We start from the raw sequence: 19,702 nt of genomic DNA, 5'->3' as shown, positions 1-19,702 counted from the left end.
TGTTGCCGGATCCATTTAATCCTGAAGCGACTTCATGTTGTCGCCCAGCTTCTTCATGTCCTCAATGAATTTCTTCCATTCGTCGGAGCTGAACGCACGCTCCAGATTCTTCAAGTCGATATGAGACCCCTGAATACCCATGGCCTGCAAGTCTTCCAAGCGATAGCCTCGGGAAGGAGTGACGTATCCACTGGTATTCTGGTAGAGCAGGATGTTCTGCACGTCCTTGGTCGTCATCTCCCCTTCCAGGTAAACGAACTTCAGCGAGGTGGCCCCGTTGGTTACCATTATCAGCTCCTTCACCTTGTCGCCCTTGCGGCTGACGTAGAACTCGGAGGAAGACACCGTGCCCTTCTGCTTCATCAGCAACTCGTAGCGTGAGGACTTCACCAGTTCGCGGATGTCTTTCAGCAAATCCGATTTGATCATTTTGTCCATCGTAGAGACAATCTGCACCGAGTTCAGCTGCGAAGCCGCCTTGCCGATGTAGATGTCTTTCGTGAACAGGCTGGGGTTCATCTCCAGCATGGCTTTGGAGATATAGACAGACGACACGTTCTTCCTGTCGCTGTATTTCTTGAACAACTCCTGTTGGGCCTGGCCCAGCAATGGTAATGCCAGCAGTAGGCTGACAAAAAACAATTTGACGGTTTTCATAACAATTGATGTTTTTTATTTGGATAATTCTTGTTTCACTTCCTGCTGCACCACGTCCACCTGCGACTGCACTTCCTGCATCTGCTCGATGCCGGCCCTCCAGTTGCTCGACATCTCGCTGAACGTAGCCTGTAGCACGTGATAAGCGTCCTGCGGGTCGCTGAAGGTGTCGAGCGGCGTGGGCGGCACAGGTTTCTTCTCCATCGTGGTCACGCCCCACCCGATGCCCATCAGCACCAGGAACGTGGCTGCCACGCCGGCCGCCCAGCGCCAGTTGCGGCGCGTACGGTTGGGACGGAGGAAGTGCGGCAGCTCCTCGTCCTTGCGGTCTATCAGGCGCGACAGCTTCTCTTCCAGCCCTTCAGGCACGGGTATTTCCTGCGGACTCTCCTCCTCCAGAGCCACCAACAGCCTGCGGTCGGACTCCAGATGTTCGGGTACGTCCTCCGTGCACAAGGCTTCCTTCAACCTGTTTTCTTCGTGCTCGTCCGTCGTCCCTTCGTAGTAGGCAGCGAGCAACCGTTCCATTTCATCGACTTTCATAGTTGTTCCATTTAGTAAATTCTTCACGTATCTTCTTTCTCGCCCTCGACAGGAGCACACGGACGTTCACCGCGTTCAGTCCCGTCAGCCGCTCCACCTCTTCGTAGGAGCATCCCTTCACATCGCGCAGCATCATCACCATCCGCTGCTGCTGGGGCAGACGGGCTATCAGCATCCTCACCAGCTGTGCGTCGTCCTTCGCGTCCCGGCCGTCGGCGGGCAGGGCGTTCTGTGCCTCGGTCAGGGGCAGGTGTTGCCTGTCGGAAAGGTATTTGCCCGATCTCAGCAGGTCGAAGCACATGTTCTTCACCAGCGTGACAGCAAAGGCTTCAGGATTGCTGATGAGCGTCAGCTCCTCGCGCTTGCTCCACAGCTTCAGGTAAGCTTCCTGAATGAGGTCCTCGGCGTCTTCGGCGTTCTCCAGCAACCTGCAGGCCACTCCGTACAGCTTGGCGTGGCAGGGTAGAAACATTCGTTTGAAACTCTCGGCATCCATGTGCTCTTTCTTCTATTCTTCTTTTATCAGTCCTATACCCATCAGACGTCGGGGCAAAGTGTTTTGTTACAAAGACAACCTGTTTTTTTATGCTTCCCCTGCATTTAGACACAGGACATAATGATTGTTTAAGCCGGGCAAACAGACATTGTAGTTGGGATCTATAAAGTCCGTAGTTACGGCGCTAATGTTCATAGTTACGGTGCTGAAGTCCATAGTTACGATGCTGAAGTTGCATTCTATCCAAACGCAGATGCAACAGTAAAAAAACAAATGGGCTGCCCCGAAAGACAGCCCATTCATATAACGGTTCGCGCGGAAGCTCGAATCACTTATACTCCGCCCACGACTTGATGCGCAGGTCGTCCACCGACATCGTGCAGAAGGCATTGATGAAGGCGCTGGCCAGACGGGCGTTGGTGATGAGCGGGATGTTGAGGTCGATGGCCGCACGGCGTATCTTGTAGCCATTGCTCAGCTCGCCCGCCGTCAGGTTCTTGGGGATGTTGACCACCATGTCGATTTCCTTCTTGTGGAGCATGTCGAGCGCCTGGGGCTGGCCGTCCTCGCTGGGCCAGTAGACGCGGGTGTTCTCCACGCCGTTCTCGGTGAGGAACTTCGACGTGCCGCCCGTGGCGAAGAGCTTGTAGCCCTTGCGCTGCAGCTGACGGGCCGCCTGAAGCATGTCCACCTTCTGCTTTGTGGAACCGGTGGACAGCAGGATGTTCTGCTTCGGGATGCGGTAGCCCACGGAGAGCATGGCCTTGAGCACGGCACACGAGGTGTCGTCGCCGATGCAGCCCACCTCGCCCGTAGAGGCCATGTCGACGCCCAGCACGGGGTCGGCCTTCTGCAGGCGGTTGAAGGAGAACTGCGAGGCCTTGATACCCACGTAGTCCAGGTCGAAGAGGTTCTTGTCCGGCTTCTCCACGGGGATGCCCAGCATAATCTTCGTGGCCAGCTCGATGAAGTTCAACTTCAGCACCTTGCTGACGAAGGGGAACGAGCGGGAGGCGCGGAGGTTGCACTCGATGACCTTGATGTCGTTGTCGCGCGCCAGGAACTGGATGTTGAAGGGGCCGGAGATGTTCAGCTCCTTGGCTATCTCGCGGCTGATGCGCTTGATGCGGCGCACGGTCTCCACGTAGAGCTTCTGCGGCGGGAACTGGATGGTGGCGTCGCCCGAGTGCACGCCGGCAAACTCGATGTGCTCGGAAATGGCGTAGGCGATGATTTCGCCGTTCTGTGCCACGGCATCCATCTCCACCTCCTTGGCGTGCTCGATGAACTGGCTCACCACCACGGGGTGTTTCTTCGATACGTTGGCCGCCAGCTGGAGGAAGCGCTCCAGCTCTTCCTGGTTGGAGCAGACGTTCATGGCGGCGCCGCTCAGCACGTAGCTGGGGCGGACGAGCACGGGGAAACCTACCTTCCGGATGAAGGCATTGATGTCTTCCATCGACGTCAGCGCGCTCCACTCGGGCTGGTCCACGCCGATGCGGTCGAGCATGGCGGAGAACTTGTCGCGGTCTTCGGCATTGTCGATGCTCTTGGCCGAGGTGCCGAGGATACGGACCTGCTGCGCGTCGAGACGCAGGGCCAGGTTGTTCGGTATCTGACCGCCGGTAGAGACGATGACGCCGTGCGGGTTCTCCAGGTCGAGGATGTCCATGACGCGCTCGAAGGTGAGCTCGTCGAAGTAGAGGCGGTCGCACATGTCGTAGTCGGTGGAGACGGTCTCGGGATTATAGTTGATCATCACACTGCGGTAGCCCTCCTTGCGGATGGTGTTCAAGGCCTGCACGCCGCACCAGTCGAACTCTACGCTGGAGCCGATGCGGTAGGCGCCCGAACCGAGGACGACGATGCTGCGGTGGTCGCCCAGATAATGCACATCGTTGGCCGTGCCGCTGTACGTCAGGTACAGGTAGTTGGTCTGCGCCGGATATTCGGCGGCCAGCGTGTCTATCTGCTTCACCACGGGCACGATGCCGCGCTCCTTGCGGTGGCGGCGCAGGGTGACGATGGCGTCTTCCATCTCGCCTTCCATGCCGATGGCGCGGGCCACCTGGAAGTCGGAGAAGCCCTGACGCTTGGCCCTACGCAACAGGTCGTCAGGCAGGTCGGAAAGCAGCTTGTGGTTGCCTGCCCACTCGTGCAAATCCTTCGAGGTGCGCATGATGTTCATCAGCTTCTCCAGGAACCAGCGATCTATCTTGGTCAGCTCGTGTATCTGGTCTACGGTGTAGCCGGCACGGAAGGCTTTCGAGATGACGAAAATACGTTTATCGGTCGGCTCGCGCAGTGCCTTGTCTATGTCGAGAATGACGAGTTCCTTGTTCTCTACAAAGCCGTGCATGCCTTGGCCTATCATACGCAGGCCTTTCTGAATGGCTTCCTCGAAGGTGCGGCCGATGGCCATGACCTCGCCCACGGACTTCATCGACGAGCCCAACTCCTTGTCCACACCGTGGAACTTGCCGAGGTCCCAGCGCGGTATCTTGCACACCACGTAGTCCAGCGCGGGCTCGAAGAAGGCCGAGGTGGTCTTGGTCACGGAGTTCTTCAGGTCGAACAGTCCGTAGCCCAAGCCCAGCTTGGCGGCCACAAATGCCAGCGGATAGCCGGTAGCTTTCGACGCCAGAGCCGACGAGCGGCTGAGGCGGGCGTTGACCTCGATGACGCGGTAGTCTTCGGACTGGGGGTCGTAGGCATACTGCACGTTGCACTCGCCCACGATGCCGATGTGGCGGATGATGCGGATGGCCAGCTCGCGCAGCTTGTGGTAGTCGGTGTTCGAGAGCGTCTGGCTGGGGGCGATGACGATGGACTCGCCCGTGTGGATGCCCAGCGGGTCGAAGTTCTCCATGTTGCAGACGGTGATGCAGTTGTCGAAGCGGTCGCGCACCACCTCGTACTCCACTTCCTTCCAGCCGCGGAGGCTCTTCTCGACGAGCACCTGGGGCGAGAAGGAGAAGGCTTTCTCCACCAGCACGTTCAGCTCTTCCTCGTTGTCGCAGAAGCCCGAACCCAGTCCGCCCAGCGCATAGGCGGCGCGGACGATGACGGGATAGCCCAGCGCGGCGGCGGCGCGGCGGGCGTCTTCGGCGTTCTCCACGGCCTCGCTCTTGATGGTCTTCACATCGATTTCGTTCAGTTTCTCAACGAAGAGTTCGCGGTCTTCGGTGTCGATGATGGCCTGCACGGGGGTACCCAGCACCTGGACGCCGTACCGCTCGAGCACGCCTTCCTTGTAGAGGGCCACACCACAGTTCAGCGCCGTCTGCCCGCCGAAGGCCAGCATGATGCCGTCCGGCCGCTCCTTCTCGATGACCTTCTCAACGAAGTAGGGGGTGACGGGCAGGAAGTAAATCTGGTCGGCCACACCCTCCGAGGTCTGCACGGTGGCGATGTTGGGGTTGATGAGGACGGTCTGGATGCCCTCTTCCTTGAGGGCCTTGAGTGCCTGCGAACCGGAGTAGTCGAACTCGCCGGCCTCGCCGATCTTCAGCGCGCCCGAACCGAGCAGCAGGACTTTACGTATGTTGTTCTCTTTCATATTTTGTTCAATTATTTCGTTCTTTCTTTATTTATCTCATTTGCCGGTGCCCGCTGAGGGCGTTTTCAGGGGAAGTGGCCTCAGGAGTACTTCTGGAGGGGGTTCGGAGACTCCAGGGAGTGACGGACGAAGACTCTAGGGAGTGTTGGCCTATGACTCTAAGGAGTGTCGGTCGATGACTCTAAGGAGTGTTGGCCTATGACTCTAAGGAGTGTCGGCCGAAGACTTCGGGATGTCTTCGCAAGCCCCTCAAAGTGTAAATATCCATTACCTCTTTGAACGGCTATTCCCCCTCAGAGCAGCTTCACGAACTCGTCGAAGAGGAACTCCGTGTCCGTAGGTCCCGAAGCGGCTTCGGGGTGGAACTGGGCGGAGAACCAGGGGTTGCGCTTGTGGCGGATGCCTTCGTTGGAGCCGTCGTTCATGTTGATGAACAAGGGTTCCCAGTCGGCGCCCAGCGTGTTGTTGTCCACCGCGTAGCCGTGGTTCTGGCTGGTGATGAAGCAACGCTCTGTGCCCACCATGCGCACGGGCTGGTTGTGGCTACGGTGTCCGTACTTCAGCTTGTATATCCGCGCGCCTCCGGCCTTGGAGAGGAGCTGGTTGCCCATGCAGATACCGAAGATGGGGAGCTTTTCGTTCGCCATAGCGCGACGGATGTTCTGCACGGCGGCGTCGCACGTGTCAGGGTCGCCTGGTCCGTTGGAGATGAAGAGGCCGTCGAACTGCAGCTGGTTGAAGTCGTAGTCCCAGGGCACGCGGATGACCTCCACGCCGCGGCGCAGGAGGCAGCGCAGGATGTTGGTCTTGACGCCGCAGTCAACGAGGACGACCTTCTTTAATTGAGAATGGAAAATGGATAATTGAGAATTAAGTTCCTCCTTCGGGGTGGAGACGGGGAAGGTCTTGCTCTCCCCTGCGGCATAGACGATGATGTCTTTGCAGGAGACGCGGTCCACGTAGTTCACCTCTCCATAGTTGAATGAAGAATGAAGAATGTCGGCTTCGCCTCCGAATGAAGAATCAGGCTGCACTGCGGCGCCGCACGGCAATTCTTCATTCTTCATTCTTAATTCTTCATTTTCATCGAATACGATGCGCCCCATCATGACGCCATGCTCGCGCAGCACCTTGGTCAGCTCGCGGGTATCGATGCCCGTGATGCCGGGCACCTGTTCGCGCTTCAGCCAATCGGCCAGGCTCTCCACAGCGTTCCAGTGGCTGTAGTTTTCGGAATAGTCGCTCACGATGATGGCCTCGGCGTGTATCTTCTCGCTCTCCATGAAGGTGGCCAGTCCGTTGCCTTCGATGGTGAAGGGCGGCACGCCGTAGTTGCCCACCAGCGGGTAGGTCAGAGTCATCAACTGGCCGGCATACGAAGGGTCCGTCAGGCTCTCGGGATATCCCGTCATGGCCGTATTGAACACCACCTCGCCTGCTACCGGCTTTTCATAACCGAACGACTGGCCGCGGAAGCGGGTACCGTCGTCGAGGATAAGGGTTACGTTTCTCATTGTTTGTTCGTATCGTTATTGTTACTGTTGTTGTCTTTGTTCTTTCTCTTCTTCATCACACTCAGAGAAAAGGCCATGGCTACACCCATGGGCAACCAGAGGGCCAGGTTGTCGAGAATGATACCCAAGGCCGTACCTAATGACAGGCCGATGGCTAACGAGGAACCGTCGATATTTCCTTTGTCCTTCTGCTTCTGTTCTTCTTCCATATACTTAGAATTGATAGACTTGTTCGATGTAGTCGATGAAGGCCCTATTGAGCAGCTTCACGCCGCCGGGCGTGGGGTAGTTGCCGCTGAAGTACCAGTCGCCCGGATGGTGGGGGCAGGCCTCGTGCAGCCCCTGGAGAGGCTGATAGACTATCTGCACCTTGGCACGGACGCTCTCGGGCTTGAGCAGTTCCACCATCTTGGCCGCTATCTCGTCGTCGGTGAAGGGGGCATAGATGTCCTTCACGTAGTTCACCATCTGCTCCTTGGGCAGGTCGGCCTGCGCCTTGGCCTTACGGTAGGCGGCGGCGATAACGTCTTTCATGTCGCGGTCGCGCAGCAGCTCAATGGCCGCCTTGAAAGCGATGAACTCGCTCATGCGGGCCATGTCAATGCCGTAGTAGTCGGGGTAGCGCACCTGCGGCGATGAGCTGACAATGACAATCTTCTTCGGATTGAGGCGGTCCAGGATACCGATGATACTCTGGCGCAAGGTGGTGCCGCGCACGATGGAGTCGTCGATGATGACGAGGTTGTCCACGCCCGGCTCCAGGCTACCGTAGGTGATGTCATAGACGTGGGCGGCCAGGTCGTTGCGCGTGTTACCCTCGGCAATGAACGTGCGCAGCTTGATGTCCTTGATGGCCACCTTCTCACTGCGGATGCGGCGAGAGAGAATACGCTCCAGTTCGTCGTGGCTGGGATTGTGGCCCAGGGCAGCTATCTGCTTCACCTTCTCCTCGTTGAGATACTCGTCCAGCCCCTGAAGCATGCCATAGAAGGCCACTTCGGCCGTGTTGGGGATGAAGGAGAAAACAGTGTGTTCGATGTCGTAGTTGACGGCCTTCAGGATGCTGGGCACCAGTTTCTCGCCCAGCAGCTTGCGCTCGCGGTAAATGTCCATGTCGCTGCCGCGGCTGAAGTAGATGCGTTCGAAGGAACAGGGGCGCAGCTCGCGCGGCTTGTTGATCTGTACTGTGCGCAGACGTCCCGCCTTGCTGATGAAAATGGCCTGTCCCGGCTGTAGTTCGCGGATGCTGGTGGTAGGCACGTTGAGTACGGTCTGTATCACGGGACGTTCGCTGGCCAGCACGGCTATCTCGTCGTCCTGATACCAGAAGGCGCTGCGGATGCCCCACGGGTCGCGCACGGCGAAGCTCTCGCCGCTACCAGTGAGACCACACATCACGTAGCCTCCGTCCCAGTCCTTACTCGAAGTGCGCAGCACGTTGGCCAAATCGACATGTTCTTCGATATAATGGGTGATGTCCATGCCCGTCAGTCCTTCGGCCTCGGCCAGGTTGAAGAGGCGTTCCACCTCGCGGTCCAGGCGGTGGCCCACCTGCTCGAGCATGATATAGGTATCGGCATACTTGCGGGGATGTTGCCCCATGGCGGTGATACGGGCAAAGATTTCGTCCACGTTGGTCAGATTGAAGTTACCGCAGAGAGCCAGGTTCTTGGCCCGCCAGTTGTTGCGGCGCAGGAAGGGGTGTACATACGTCAGGCCGGACTTGCCGGTAGTGGAGTAGCGCAGGTGGCCCATATAGACCTCACCGGCAAAGGGCAGGCATTTCTCGGCATAACCGGCATCGGCCAGCTGTTCGGGCGTCAAGTCCTTGAAGTGACTCTGCACGGTGGAAAAGATTTCGGTAATGGCTCCCGAGCCCAAGGCACGTTCGCGGAACATGTATTCCTCGCCGGGATTGGCGGCCAGCTTGACACAGGCCAGTCCGGCTCCCTCCTGTCCGCGGTTGTGCTGCTTCTCCATCAACAAATAGAGTTTGTTAAGCCCGTACATCCACGTGCCATACTTCTTTTGATAATAGTCGAGCGGCTTGAGAAGGCGTATCATCGCCACGCCGCATTCATGTTTTAATGGTTCCATATCGCTATCTGGATTGTTCTGTTGTCTTTTCCTGAATTCGGATGCAAATATCGGTAATTTTACTGAGACCTGTATCATTTTAAGTCGCCAATGCTATAACTTTTTTCCCTTGCAAGCTCCATAGTTCAGTACGCTCCTTATTTCAGCTGCAAATTTAGGAATAAAAATATCATTATGTCATTATTTATATAATTTATTTATCACAATAACATAAAACAACGAATTTAGCGTCATAATGCTTCATTTGGATAAATTTTACAGGAAGGGAGCAAAATAACAATATAACAGATATAAAGACTTATATATTACAATCTAAAACAAAAATAAACTATCTAGGTTTTATTCTATCACCCCACATGAATATATCTAAAAATTCCTATCAGAAAATGAAAGATAGAAAGAACAAACAGAAAGATAATTCATACCTTTGCATTACACTTTAACACAAAAACATCAATAAAAGAAGAAATATGAAAGATGAAATGAGTATTAAAAAGCAGAGAGGAAAATTATCAAGCCAAATTTGCGACAAAACGGACAGGCGAAAGGAAGGACTCTATGACCCCGCGCACGAGCACGATGCCTGCGGCGTGGGAATGATTGTGAACCTGAACGGAAGCAAGTCGCACGAACTGGTGGACTCCGCCCTGCGAGTACTGGAGAACATGAAACACCGCGGAGCTGAAGGCGCCGACAACAAGACGGGCGACGGTGCAGGTGTCATGGTACAGATTCCACACGAATTCATCCTGCTGCAAGGCATCCCGGTACCTGAAAAAGGTAAATATGGTACAGGACTCATTTTCTTGCCCAAAGATCCGAAGGAACAGGAACATATCCTGAGCATCGTCATTGAAGAAATAGAACGGGAAGGGCTCACCCTGATGCACCTGCGTGCGGTCCCCGTCAACTCGGATATTCTGGGACAGAGTGCACGCGAGACGGAACCGGACATCAAGCAGGTATTCATCACCGGAGCCGGACACACGGAGAACCTGGAACGCACACTCTACATCATCCGCAAGAAGATAGAGCAGCGCGTACACCAAAAGGATTTCTACATCGTGTCCCTGTCCAGCCGCACCATTATATATAAAGGTATGCTGTCGTCTACCCAGGTGAGGACATACTTCAGCGACCTGACACAGCCCTACTTCACCAGCGGACTGGCCATCGTCCACTCGCGTTTCAGCACGAACACCTTCCCTACATGGAGTCTGGCACAGCCCTTCCGCCTGCTGGCGCACAACGGCGAAATCAACACCATCCGCGGCAACCGCGGATGGATGGAAGCCCGCGAAAGCGTACTTTCTACCCCTACACTGGGCAACGTGAAAGATATCCGCCCCATTGTCCAGCCGGACATGAGCGACTCGGCCTCGCTGGACAACGTACTGGAATTCTTCGTCATGTCCGGCCTGAGCCTGCCACACGCCATGGCGATGCTGGTGCCCGAATCGTTCAACGACAAGAACCCCATCAGTGAAGACCTGAAGGCCTTCTACGAATACCACTCCATCCTGATGGAGCCATGGGACGGTCCGGCCGCCCTGCTCTTCAGCGACGGACGGTATGCCGGCGGTATGCTGGACCGCAACGGTCTGCGCCCCGCCCGTTACCTCATCACGCACGACGGCATGATGGTGGTGGCCAGCGAAGCGGGCGTCATCAGCTTCGAAGCCGAAAAGATCAAGGAAAAGGGACGGCTTCAACCGGGCAAAATTCTAATGGTGGACACCGAGGAGGGACGCATCTATTACGACGGCGAGCTGAAGGAACAATTGGCAGCCGCCAAGCCCTATCGTCAATGGCTTTCGGCCAACCGTATCGAACTGGACGCCCTGAAGAGCGGACGCAAGGTAGCCAATACCGTGGACGACTACAACCGGCGTCTGCGCGCTTTCGGCTATACCCGCGAAGACGTGGAGCGTATCCTCGTGCCCATGTGCAGCAACGGCGTGGAGCCTACAGCCTCCATGGGTAACGACACGCCGCTAGCTGTGTTGAGCGACCAGCCACAACTGCTGTTCAACTACTTCCGCCAGCAGTTTGCCCAAGTGACAAACCCTCCCATCGACCCCATCCGCGAGGAACTGGTGATGTCGCTCACGGAGTACATCGGTGCCGTAGGCATGAACATCCTGCTGCCCAACGAGACGCACTGCAAGATGGTGCGCCTGCCCCACCCCATCCTGAACAATACGCAGCTGGATATCCTCTGTAACATCCGCTACAAAGGCTTCAACACCGTAAAGCTGCCTATGCTTTTCGAGGCCGCACGTGGCAAGGCGGGCCTGCAGGAAGCTCTCGACCGCCTGTGCAAGGCTGCCGAACAGGCCGTGACAGACGGAGCCAACTATATCATCCTGTCAGACCGCGGCATCGACGCCCGGCAGGCAGCCATCCCCTCACTGCTGGCCATCAGCGCCGTACACCATCACCTCATCAGTGTGCAGAAGCGCGTACAGACAGCTCTTATCGTGGAGAGCGGCGAAATTCGCGAAGTGATGCACGCCGCCCTGCTGCTGGGCTACGGTGCCAGTGCCATCTGCCCCTACATGGCCTACGCCGTACTGGACGACCTGGTGAAGAAGGGCGAGGTACAGATGAACTATGAAACGGCAGAGAAGAACTACATCAAGGCCGTCTGCAAGGGGCTCTACAAGATTATGAGCAAGATGGGTATCAGCACCATCCGCTCTTACCGCGGCGCCAAGATATTCGAGGCAGTGGGTCTGAGCGAGGAACTGCTCAAGGGCTACTTCGGTACCTCCACCTCTACCATCGGCGGCATCCGTCTGGAAGAGATTGCCAAAGACTACATCACCTTCCACGACAACGGCTTCGTGCCCGAAACGACAGACCCGCTCCTGCCCTATATCGGACAAATGTCCTACCGCAAAGACGGAGAACACCACGCCTGGAATCCGGAAACTATCAGCACCCTGCAATTGGCCACCCGCACAGGCAGCTACAAGAAATTCAAGGAATTTACCCGTGCGGTGGACGAAAAGCAGAGCCCCATCTTCCTGCGCGACTTCTTCGGCTTCCGCCGCAACCCGATTGACATCGAACAGGTGGAGCCGGTAGAAAGCATCGTGAAACATTTCGTCACGGGTGCCATCTCGTTCGGCGCCATCAGCAAGGAGGCACACGAAGCACTGGCACTGGCCATGAACGAACTGGGCGCACGCAGCAACACGGGCGAAGGTGGTGAAGACAACGCACGCTTCCACGACACGGTGGACGGTATCAGCCTCTCCAGCAAGACGAAGCAGGTAGCTTCGGGACGTTTCGGCGTGACGGCGGAATATCTGGTAAACGCCGAGGAGATACAGATCAAGGTGGCCCAGGGTGCCAAGCCGGGCGAAGGCGGACAACTGCCAGGCTTCAAGGTGGACGAGATCATTGCCCGCACGCGCCACTCCATCCCGGGCATCTCGCTCATCTCGCCGCCGCCCCACCACGATATCTATTCCATCGAAGACCTGGCACAGCTCATCTTCGACCTGAAGAACGTGAACCCGCGCGCTGCCATCAGTGTAAAACTGGTAGCCGAAAGTGGTGTAGGCACCATCGCCGCCGGTGTGGCCAAGGCGAAGGCCGACCTCATCGTCATCTCGGGTGCCGAGGGAGGTACGGGCGCATCGCCGGCCTCGTCCATCCGCTATGCGGGAATCTCGCCGGAAATAGGCCTGAGCGAAACACAGCAAACACTGGTGCTGAACGGCCTGCGCGGACAGGTACGCCTCCAGACCGACGGCCAACTGAAGACCGGCCGCGACATCATCAGCATGGCGCTACTGGGCGCCGAGGAGTTCGCCTTCGGTACTACCGCCCTCATCGTGCTGGGCTGCGTGATGATGCGCAAATGCCACTCGAACACCTGCCCCGTGGGCGTAGCGACCCAAGACCCCAAGCTGCGGGCCCATTTCCGCGGACACTATAAATACGTGGTAAATTACTTCCGCTTCCTGGCACAGGAAGTACGCGAGTATCTGGCTGATATTGGCTTCACCCGTCTGGAGGATATCGTGGGCCGTACCGACCTCATCGAACTGCATCCTGTTGCCAAAGGCACGAAAGCCAGCCTGCTGGATTTCAGCCGCATGCTATGCCGTATGGATAGCAACGCCGCCCTGCACCATTGTACCGAACAGAAGCACGACATCGCCCACGTGAAGGACGTGGAGATGCTGGCAGCCGCCACGCCCGCTCTGGAAAGCCGCCGCGAAGTGTCGCTGGAGTACGCCATCGGCAACACCGACCGCGCTGTAGGTGCCATGCTTTCGGGAGCCGTAGCCACCCGATATGGAAATGACGGCCTGCCCGACGGTACCATCAGCGTGAAGTTCAAGGGTTCGGCCGGACAGAGCTTCGGAGCATTTCTGGCCCGCGGCATCAGTTTCAAGCTGGAGGGCGAGGCCAACGACTACTTGGGCAAGGGCCTGAGTGGCGGACACATCGCCGTGCTGCCACCTGTACGCAGCAACTTTGCCGCCGAACAGAATACTATCGTGGGCAATACCCTGCTCTATGGTGCCACCAGCGGCGAGGTCTACATCAACGGACGAGCGGGCGAACGCTTCGCCGTGCGCAACTCGGGTGCCATCGCGGTCGTCGAGGGCGTGGGCGACCACTGCTGTGAGTACATGACCGGAGGTCGTGTCGTTGTACTGGGACAGACGGGCCGCAACTTTGCTGCGGGTATGAGTGGCGGTGTGGCCTACGTGTGGGACCCGCACGGCACGTTCGACTACTTCTGCAACATGGACATGGTGGAACTCTCGCTGCTCGAAGACTCCACCGCCCGCAAGGAGCTGCACGAACTCATCCGCCAGCACTACCTCTACACCGGCTCCACACTGGCTCGCACCATGCTCGACAACTGGCCGCGCTATGTAGAAGAATTCATTCAGGTGACGCCCATCGAGTACAAGAAGGTACTGGCCGAGGAACAGATGCGCAAACTGCAACAGAAGATTGCGGAGGTGCAGAGAGATTATTAAAATTCTCAATTCTTAATTATCAATTATCATATGGGAACCCCCAAAGCTTTTCTCACCATCCCGCGCCAGGAAGCGGGATACAGACCGATACACGAACGTATAAACGACTATAGCGAAGTAGAACAGACACTAAATACCAGCGAACGCAAGCTGCAGGCCAGCCGCTGCATGGACTGCGGCGTGCCCTTCTGCCACTGGGCCTGCCCGCTGGGCAACCGCCCGCCCGAATTCCAGGATGCCCTGTGCAAGGGCGAATGGCAGAAAGCCTACGATATCCTGAGCCGCACGAACGACTTCCCCGAATTCACGGGCCGCATCTGCCCCGCCCTGTGCGAGAAGTCGTGCGTGCTGAAGCTCTCGTTCGACGCCCCCGTCACCATCCGTGAGGACGAGGCCGCCATCATCGAAGCCGCCTTCCGCGAAGGATACATCCGGCCGCAGCAATACGAACGCAACGGGCGCCGCGTAGCCGTCGTCGGCTCGGGCCCCGCCGGACTGGCCGCCGCCAACCAACTGAACCGCCGCGGCTACGAAGTGACCGTCTTCGAACGCGACGAGCAGCCGGGCGGACTGCTGCGCTACGGCATACCGAACTTCAAGCTGGGCAAGAACATCATCGACCGCCGCCTGCGCATCATGGAGGCCGAGGGCATCGCATTCCAGACCGGCAGCGAGATAGACCTCGCCCGCCTGCCCGAAGGCTTCGACGCCTACGCCGTCTGCACCGGCACGCCGCAGGCGCGCGACCTCGCTATCCCCGGACGCGAGCTCGCGGGCATCCACTTCGCCATGGAGATGCTGGCGCAGCAGAACCGCGTCCTGGCCGGACAGACGTTCGACGCGAAAGAGCGCATCACCGCCCGCGGCAAGCACGTCCTGGTCATCGGCGGCGGCGACACGGGCAGCGACTGCATCGGCACCGCCCACCGACAGGGCGCCCTGAGCGTGACACAGATAGAAATCATGCCCCAGCCGCCCGTGGGCCACAACCCCGCCACCCCCTGGCCGCAGTGGCCCGTAGTGCTGAAGACCAGCTCCAGCCACGAAGAGGGCTGCACCCGCCGCTGGAGCCTGAACTCCAACCGGTTTATCGGACGGAACGGCCGCGTCACCGGCGTCGAGGTGGAAGAAGTGGAGTGGCTGCCCGCGCCCGACGGCGGACGCCCCGTGATGAAACCCACCGGACGGAAGGAGGTCATCCAGGCCGACCTCGTGCTGCTCGCCATGGGCTTCCTGAAGCCGCAACTGCCCCAGCTGCCGCAGAACGCCGTCGTGGCGGGCGACGCTGCTACAGGCCCCAGCCTCGTGGTGAAGTGCATCGCCGCCGGCCGTCGCGCCGCCGCAGACATCGACCGGATGCTGAACGCAAAATGAGCCGCCGGCAGCGGGCAACACCGGTGAGGCACATCGCCGAAGCCCTGCGAAACCCAGCCTCACCGGTGAGGCACACCGCCGAAGCCCTGCGGAAACCAGCCTCACCGGTGAGGCTCGTCGCCGAAGCCCTGCGGAAACCTGCCACACCGGTGAGGCACGCCGCCGAAGCCCTGCGGAAACCCGCCACACCGGTGAGGCACACCGCCGAAGCCCTGCGGAAACCTGCCACACCGGTGAGGCCGACTGCCGAAGCCCTGCGGAGACTCGCCAACGATCGTTGGCAAACCTGAAAAACAATAAGTTACACCCGAAGCTCGCTCTCCTCATCCCCGGAAAGGAAATCGGAGCAGGAGCTTCCTTATAAACCATCAAGACATTATGTGTGGAATAGCCTGCATCTTCAACATCAAAGAGCAAACCCCTGAACTGAGGCAGAAAGCCCTCACCATGGCCAAACGCATCCGCCACCGCGGCCCCGACTGGAGCGGCATCTACTGTGGCGGCTCCGCCATCCTGGCCCACGAACGCCTGTCCATCGTCGACCCGCAAAGCGGCGGCCAGCCCCTCTACTCGCCCGACCGCCGGCAGGTGCTGGCCGTCAACGGCGAAATCTACAACCACCGCGACCTGCGCGCCGACTTCGCCGGCGAATACCAGTTCCAGACGGGCAGCGACTGCGAGGTCATCCTCGCCCTCTACCGTCGCTACGGCACGGACTTCATCGAACGCCTGAGCGGCATCTTCGCCTTCGCCCTCTACGACGAGGAGCGCGACGAGTTCCTCATCGCCCGCGACCCCATCGGCGTCATACCCCTTTATATAGGGCGCGACGCCGACGGCACCCTCTACTGCGCCAGCGAGCTGAAAGCCCTCGAAGGCCTGTGCGACGAGTACGAGCCCTTCCTGCCCGGCCACTACTACTGGAGCCGCGAGGGCAAGATGCGCCGCTGGTACCGCCGCGACTGGACGGACTACGACGCCGTGCGCGACCGCTACGCCTCGCTGCCCGCCGACGAAGCCTGGCAGGCACAGGTGGCCGACGTGCGCACCGCCCTCGAAGCCGCCGTGCGCCGCCAGCTGATGAGCGACGTGCCCTACGGCGTGCTGCTCTCCGGCGGGCTGGACTCGTCCGTCATCTCCGCCGTGGCCAAGCTTTACGCCGACCGCCGCATTGAGACCGACGGACAGCAGGCCGCCTGGTGGCCCCAGCTCCACTCCTTCGCCGTGGGCCTGAAGGGCGCGCCCGACCTGGAAAAAGCCCGCCTCGTTGCCGAGCACATCGGCACCGTCCACCACGAAATCCACTACACCATCCAGGAGGGGCTGGACGCCATCCGCGACGTCATCTACTACATCGAGACCTACGACGTCACCACCGTGCGCGCCTCCACGCCGATGTACCTGCTGGCACGCGTCATCAAGTCGATGGGCATCAAGATGGTGCTCAGCGGTGAAGGGGCGGACGAGGTGTTCGGCGGCTACCTCTACTTCCATAAAGCCCCCAATGCACAGGCTTTCCACGAAGAGACCGTCCGCAAGCTCTCCAAGCTCCACCTCTACGACTGCCTGCGCGCCAACAAGAGCCTTTCGGCCTGGGGCGTCGAAGGCCGCGTCCCCTTCCTCGACAAGGAATTCCTCGACGTCGCCATGCGCCTGAACCCGGCGGCCAAGATGTGTCCCGGACATACCATCGAAAAGAAAATCGTCCGCGAAGCCTTCGCCCCGCTGCTGCCCGAGGCCGTGGCGTGGCGCCAGAAGGAACAGTTCTCCGACGGCGTGGGCTACTCGTGGATCGACACGCTGAAGGCCGTGACCGCTGCCGCCGTCAGCGACGAACAAATGGCCCATGCCGCCGAGCGCTTCCCCATCAACCCGCCGCAGAACAAGGAAGAATACTACTACCGCAGCATCTTCGAAGAACACTTCCCCAGCGCGTCGGCCGCCCGGAGCGTGCCCAGCGTGCCCAGCGTGGCCTGCTCCACCGCCGAAGCCCTGGCCTGGGACGCCTCGTTCCGCAACCTGAACGACCCCAGCGGCCGCGCCGTGGCAGGCGTGCACGAACAAGCCTATTGAACAGGGCCGAAAGGGAGGTCTCCATCGCCGGAGCCTCCCTTTCTTTTGAAGCCATTTCTGACAAAACCGCCCTACTGCTTCCAAAACACGTTACAGATTGAAAGATTTACGGCCTCTGTAATTTCAAATCGTAAGTTATGCATACTATTTATACATAAAGCCATCCAAAACAATACAACATATTACATAAATTCATAATTTTGCATCAAACAAAAGCAAATAGAAAAGATAAACAGATTAAAGACAAACATAATGACACAAAAGATACGCTTTACGAAGATGCACGGAGCCGGCAACGACTACATCTATGTAGACGCCACCCGCAACCCGCTCCAGAACCCCGGCGAACTCTCCGTGGCATGGAGCCGCCCACACACGGGCATCGGCAGCGACGGGCTGGTGCTGATAGGCCGCTCGGACGTGGCCGACTTCAGCATGCGCATCTTCAACGCCGACGGCTCCGAGGCCCGCATGTGCGGCAACGCCTCCCGTTGCATCGGCAAGTACGTCTACGACGAGGGCCTGACGAACCGGACCACCGTCACCCTGGACACTCTCTCCGGCATCAAGACCCTCGTCCTCCATCCGGGCCCCGACGGACGCATCGCCACGGTGACCGTAGACATGGGCGCTCCCCGCGACCTGCGGACGGTAGACTTGGGCGACGGCTACGGTTTCCGCCACGGACAGTTCGTGTCGATGGGCAATCCGCACCTGGTGCTCTTCGTGCCCGACGTGGAGGCCGTCGACCTGGCAGCCATCGGCCCCCGCCTCGAACGGCATCCCCAGTTTCCCGGCGGCATCAACGTGGAGTTTGCCCAAATCCTCTCCGGCGGACGCATACGGATGCGCGTCTGGGAGCGCGGTTCGGGCATCACGCAGGCCTGCGGCACGGGAGCCTGCGCCACCGCCGTAGCCGCCTCGCTCGTCCGCCTGACGGAACGCACCGCGACCGTCGTCATGGACGGCGGCGAGGTGACCATCGAATGGCGCGAGTCCGACGGCCACGTCTACATGACCGGTGGCGCCGTAAAAGTCTTCGATGGCGAAATAGAACTGACCACCGAATAAGAAACAACAGACAACCCAAGAACAACCCAATAAAAGAACAACGATATGGCATTAGTAAACGAACATTTCCTGAAGCTGCCCGGCAGCTACCTCTTCTCCGACATCGCCAAGAAGGTGAACTCGTTCAAGATCACCCATCCCAAACAGGACGTCATCCGCCTGGGCATCGGCGACGTCACCCGCCCCTTGCCACCCGCCTGCATCGAAGCCATGCACAAGGCCGTGGACGAGATGGCAGACGCGAAGACCTTCCGCGGCTACGGCCCCGAACAGGGCTACGACTTCCTCATCGAAGCCATCCTGAAGAACGACTTCGCCCCACGCGGCGTCCACCTCTCGCCCGCCGAAATCTTCATCAACGACGGCGCCAAGAGCGACACGGGAAGCATCGGCGAACTGCTGCGCTGGGACAACAGCATGGCCATCACCGACCCCGTCTATCCGGTCTACGTGGACAGCAACATCATGTGCGGACGAGCTGGCGTGCTGGAGGAAGGCGGCACGTGGAGCAATGTCACCTACCTGCCCTGTACAGAAGAGAACGGCTTTGTGCCCGAACTGCCCAAGCACCGCGTAGACCTCATCTACCTGTGCTACCCTAACAACCCCACCGGCACCACCCTGACGCACGAACAGTTGAAGAAATGGGTGGACTACGCCCTGGCCAACGATACGCTCATCGTCTTCGACGCCGCCTACGAGGCCTATATCCACGAAGACAATGTGCCCCACTCCATCTACGAGATACGTGGTGCCAAAAAAGTGGCCATCGAAATCCGCAGCTTCTCGAAGACGGCAGGCTTCACCGGTGTCCGCTGCGGCTACACCGTGGTGCCCAAAGAACTGACCGCCGCCACGCTAGAAGGCGAACGCATCCCGCTGAACCAGCTGTGGAACCGCCGCCAGTGTACCAAATTCAACGGTACAAGCTACATCACCCAACGTGCCGCCGAAGCCATCTACACGCCCGAAGGCAAGCAGCAGGTGAAAGCCAACATCGACTATTATATGCAGAACGCCGCCACCATGCGGAAGAGCCTGGAGGCCGCCGGCCTGAAAGTGTACGGAGGTGTCAACGCCCCTTACCTCTGGCTAAAGACGCCGAATGGTATCGGTTCCTGGCGCTTCTTCGAACAAATGCTCTACGAAGCCAACGTGGTGGGCACGCCCGGCGTAGGCTTCGGCCCCAGTGGCGAAGGATTTCTCCGTCTGACCGCCTTTGGCACCCACGAAGACTGTGAAGAAGCCATGCGGCGTATCCGCAAATGGCTGGCATGAAAAAGAAGACAAGAAAATAAAAAGGGAAATA

At 58.7% G+C, this 19,702-nt stretch carries 12 protein-coding genes; 5 read left to right on the top strand and 7 right to left on the bottom strand.

Annotation, left to right across the window (positions count from 1 at the left end):
• Nucleotides 1-15: 15 nt before the first annotated feature.
• The 7 genes from HF894_RS03050 to HF894_RS03020 all read right to left on the bottom strand — a co-directional run bounded on the left by HF894_RS03050 (nt 16) and on the right by HF894_RS03020 (nt 8,866).
• The gene (locus tag HF894_RS03050) at nt 16-657 is read right to left on the bottom strand and encodes a DUF4252 domain-containing protein (RefSeq protein WP_204971058.1); all 642 of its coding nucleotides are present in this window, start codon (nt 655-657) and stop codon (nt 16-18) included.
• Between the two features lie 15 nt (nt 658-672).
• The gene (locus tag HF894_RS03045; protein ID WP_204971057.1) at nt 673-1,200 is read right to left on the bottom strand and encodes a hypothetical protein; all 528 of its coding nucleotides are present in this window, start codon (nt 1,198-1,200) and stop codon (nt 673-675) included.
• Nucleotides 1,187-1,696: an RNA polymerase sigma factor gene (locus HF894_RS03040; protein WP_204969780.1), complete on the bottom strand. Its 510-nt coding sequence runs from the start codon at nt 1,694-1,696 to the stop codon at nt 1,187-1,189. Before HF894_RS03040 ends, HF894_RS03045 begins: the two co-directional genes overlap by 14 nt.
• A 328-nt stretch (nt 1,697-2,024) precedes the next feature.
• Nucleotides 2,025-5,255, bottom strand: coding sequence for a carbamoyl-phosphate synthase (glutamine-hydrolyzing) large subunit (gene carB / locus HF894_RS03035; RefSeq protein WP_204971056.1), 3,231 nt, complete (start codon nt 5,253-5,255; stop codon nt 2,025-2,027).
• Nucleotides 5,256-5,548: 293 nt separating this feature from the next.
• A complete protein-coding gene (gene carA, locus HF894_RS03030; protein WP_204971055.1) occupies nt 5,549-6,769 on the bottom strand; it encodes a glutamine-hydrolyzing carbamoyl-phosphate synthase small subunit in 1,221 nt (406 codons plus the stop codon).
• Nucleotides 6,766-6,978, bottom strand: coding sequence for a hypothetical protein (locus tag HF894_RS03025; RefSeq protein WP_072545637.1), 213 nt, complete (start codon nt 6,976-6,978; stop codon nt 6,766-6,768). The genes carA and HF894_RS03025 overlap by 4 nt, the downstream gene beginning before the upstream one ends.
• Nucleotides 6,979-6,982: 4 nt before the next feature.
• Nucleotides 6,983-8,866: an amidophosphoribosyltransferase gene (locus HF894_RS03020; RefSeq protein ID WP_204971054.1), complete on the bottom strand. Its 1,884-nt coding sequence runs from the start codon at nt 8,864-8,866 to the stop codon at nt 6,983-6,985.
• Between the two features lie 482 nt (nt 8,867-9,348).
• Here HF894_RS03020 and gltB point away from each other — a divergent pair, with 482 nt between their 5' ends.
• From gltB to HF894_RS02995, 5 genes are all read left to right on the top strand, one after another.
• Entirely contained in the window at nt 9,349-13,875 is a 4,527-nt protein-coding gene (gltB, locus tag HF894_RS03015; RefSeq protein WP_204971128.1) for a glutamate synthase large subunit, read from the top strand.
• A 30-nt stretch (nt 13,876-13,905) separates the two neighbouring features.
• The gene (locus HF894_RS03010) at nt 13,906-15,249 is read left to right on the top strand and encodes a glutamate synthase subunit beta (RefSeq protein ID WP_204971053.1); all 1,344 of its coding nucleotides are present in this window, start codon (nt 13,906-13,908) and stop codon (nt 15,247-15,249) included.
• 378 nt (nt 15,250-15,627) lie between these two features.
• Nucleotides 15,628-17,322: an asparagine synthase B gene (gene asnB / locus HF894_RS03005; protein ID WP_204971052.1), complete on the top strand. Its 1,695-nt coding sequence runs from the start codon at nt 15,628-15,630 to the stop codon at nt 17,320-17,322.
• A gap of 252 nt (nt 17,323-17,574) precedes the next feature.
• Complete coding sequence (gene dapF, locus HF894_RS03000; RefSeq protein WP_204971051.1) at nt 17,575-18,393, top strand: diaminopimelate epimerase; 819 nt, start codon at nt 17,575-17,577, stop codon at nt 18,391-18,393.
• Between the two features lie 45 nt (nt 18,394-18,438).
• Nucleotides 18,439-19,671: an LL-diaminopimelate aminotransferase gene (locus HF894_RS02995; protein ID WP_075317042.1), complete on the top strand. Its 1,233-nt coding sequence runs from the start codon at nt 18,439-18,441 to the stop codon at nt 19,669-19,671.
• Nucleotides 19,672-19,702 lie beyond the last annotated feature (31 nt).

The sequence above is a fragment of the Caecibacteroides pullorum genome (genome assembly GCF_019239235.1).
GTDB lineage: Bacteria > Bacteroidota > Bacteroidia > Bacteroidales > Bacteroidaceae > Bacteroides > Bacteroides pullorum.
Note: the sequence above shows the minus strand (reverse complement) of the source record. Positions and strands in the feature narration are given on the sequence as shown.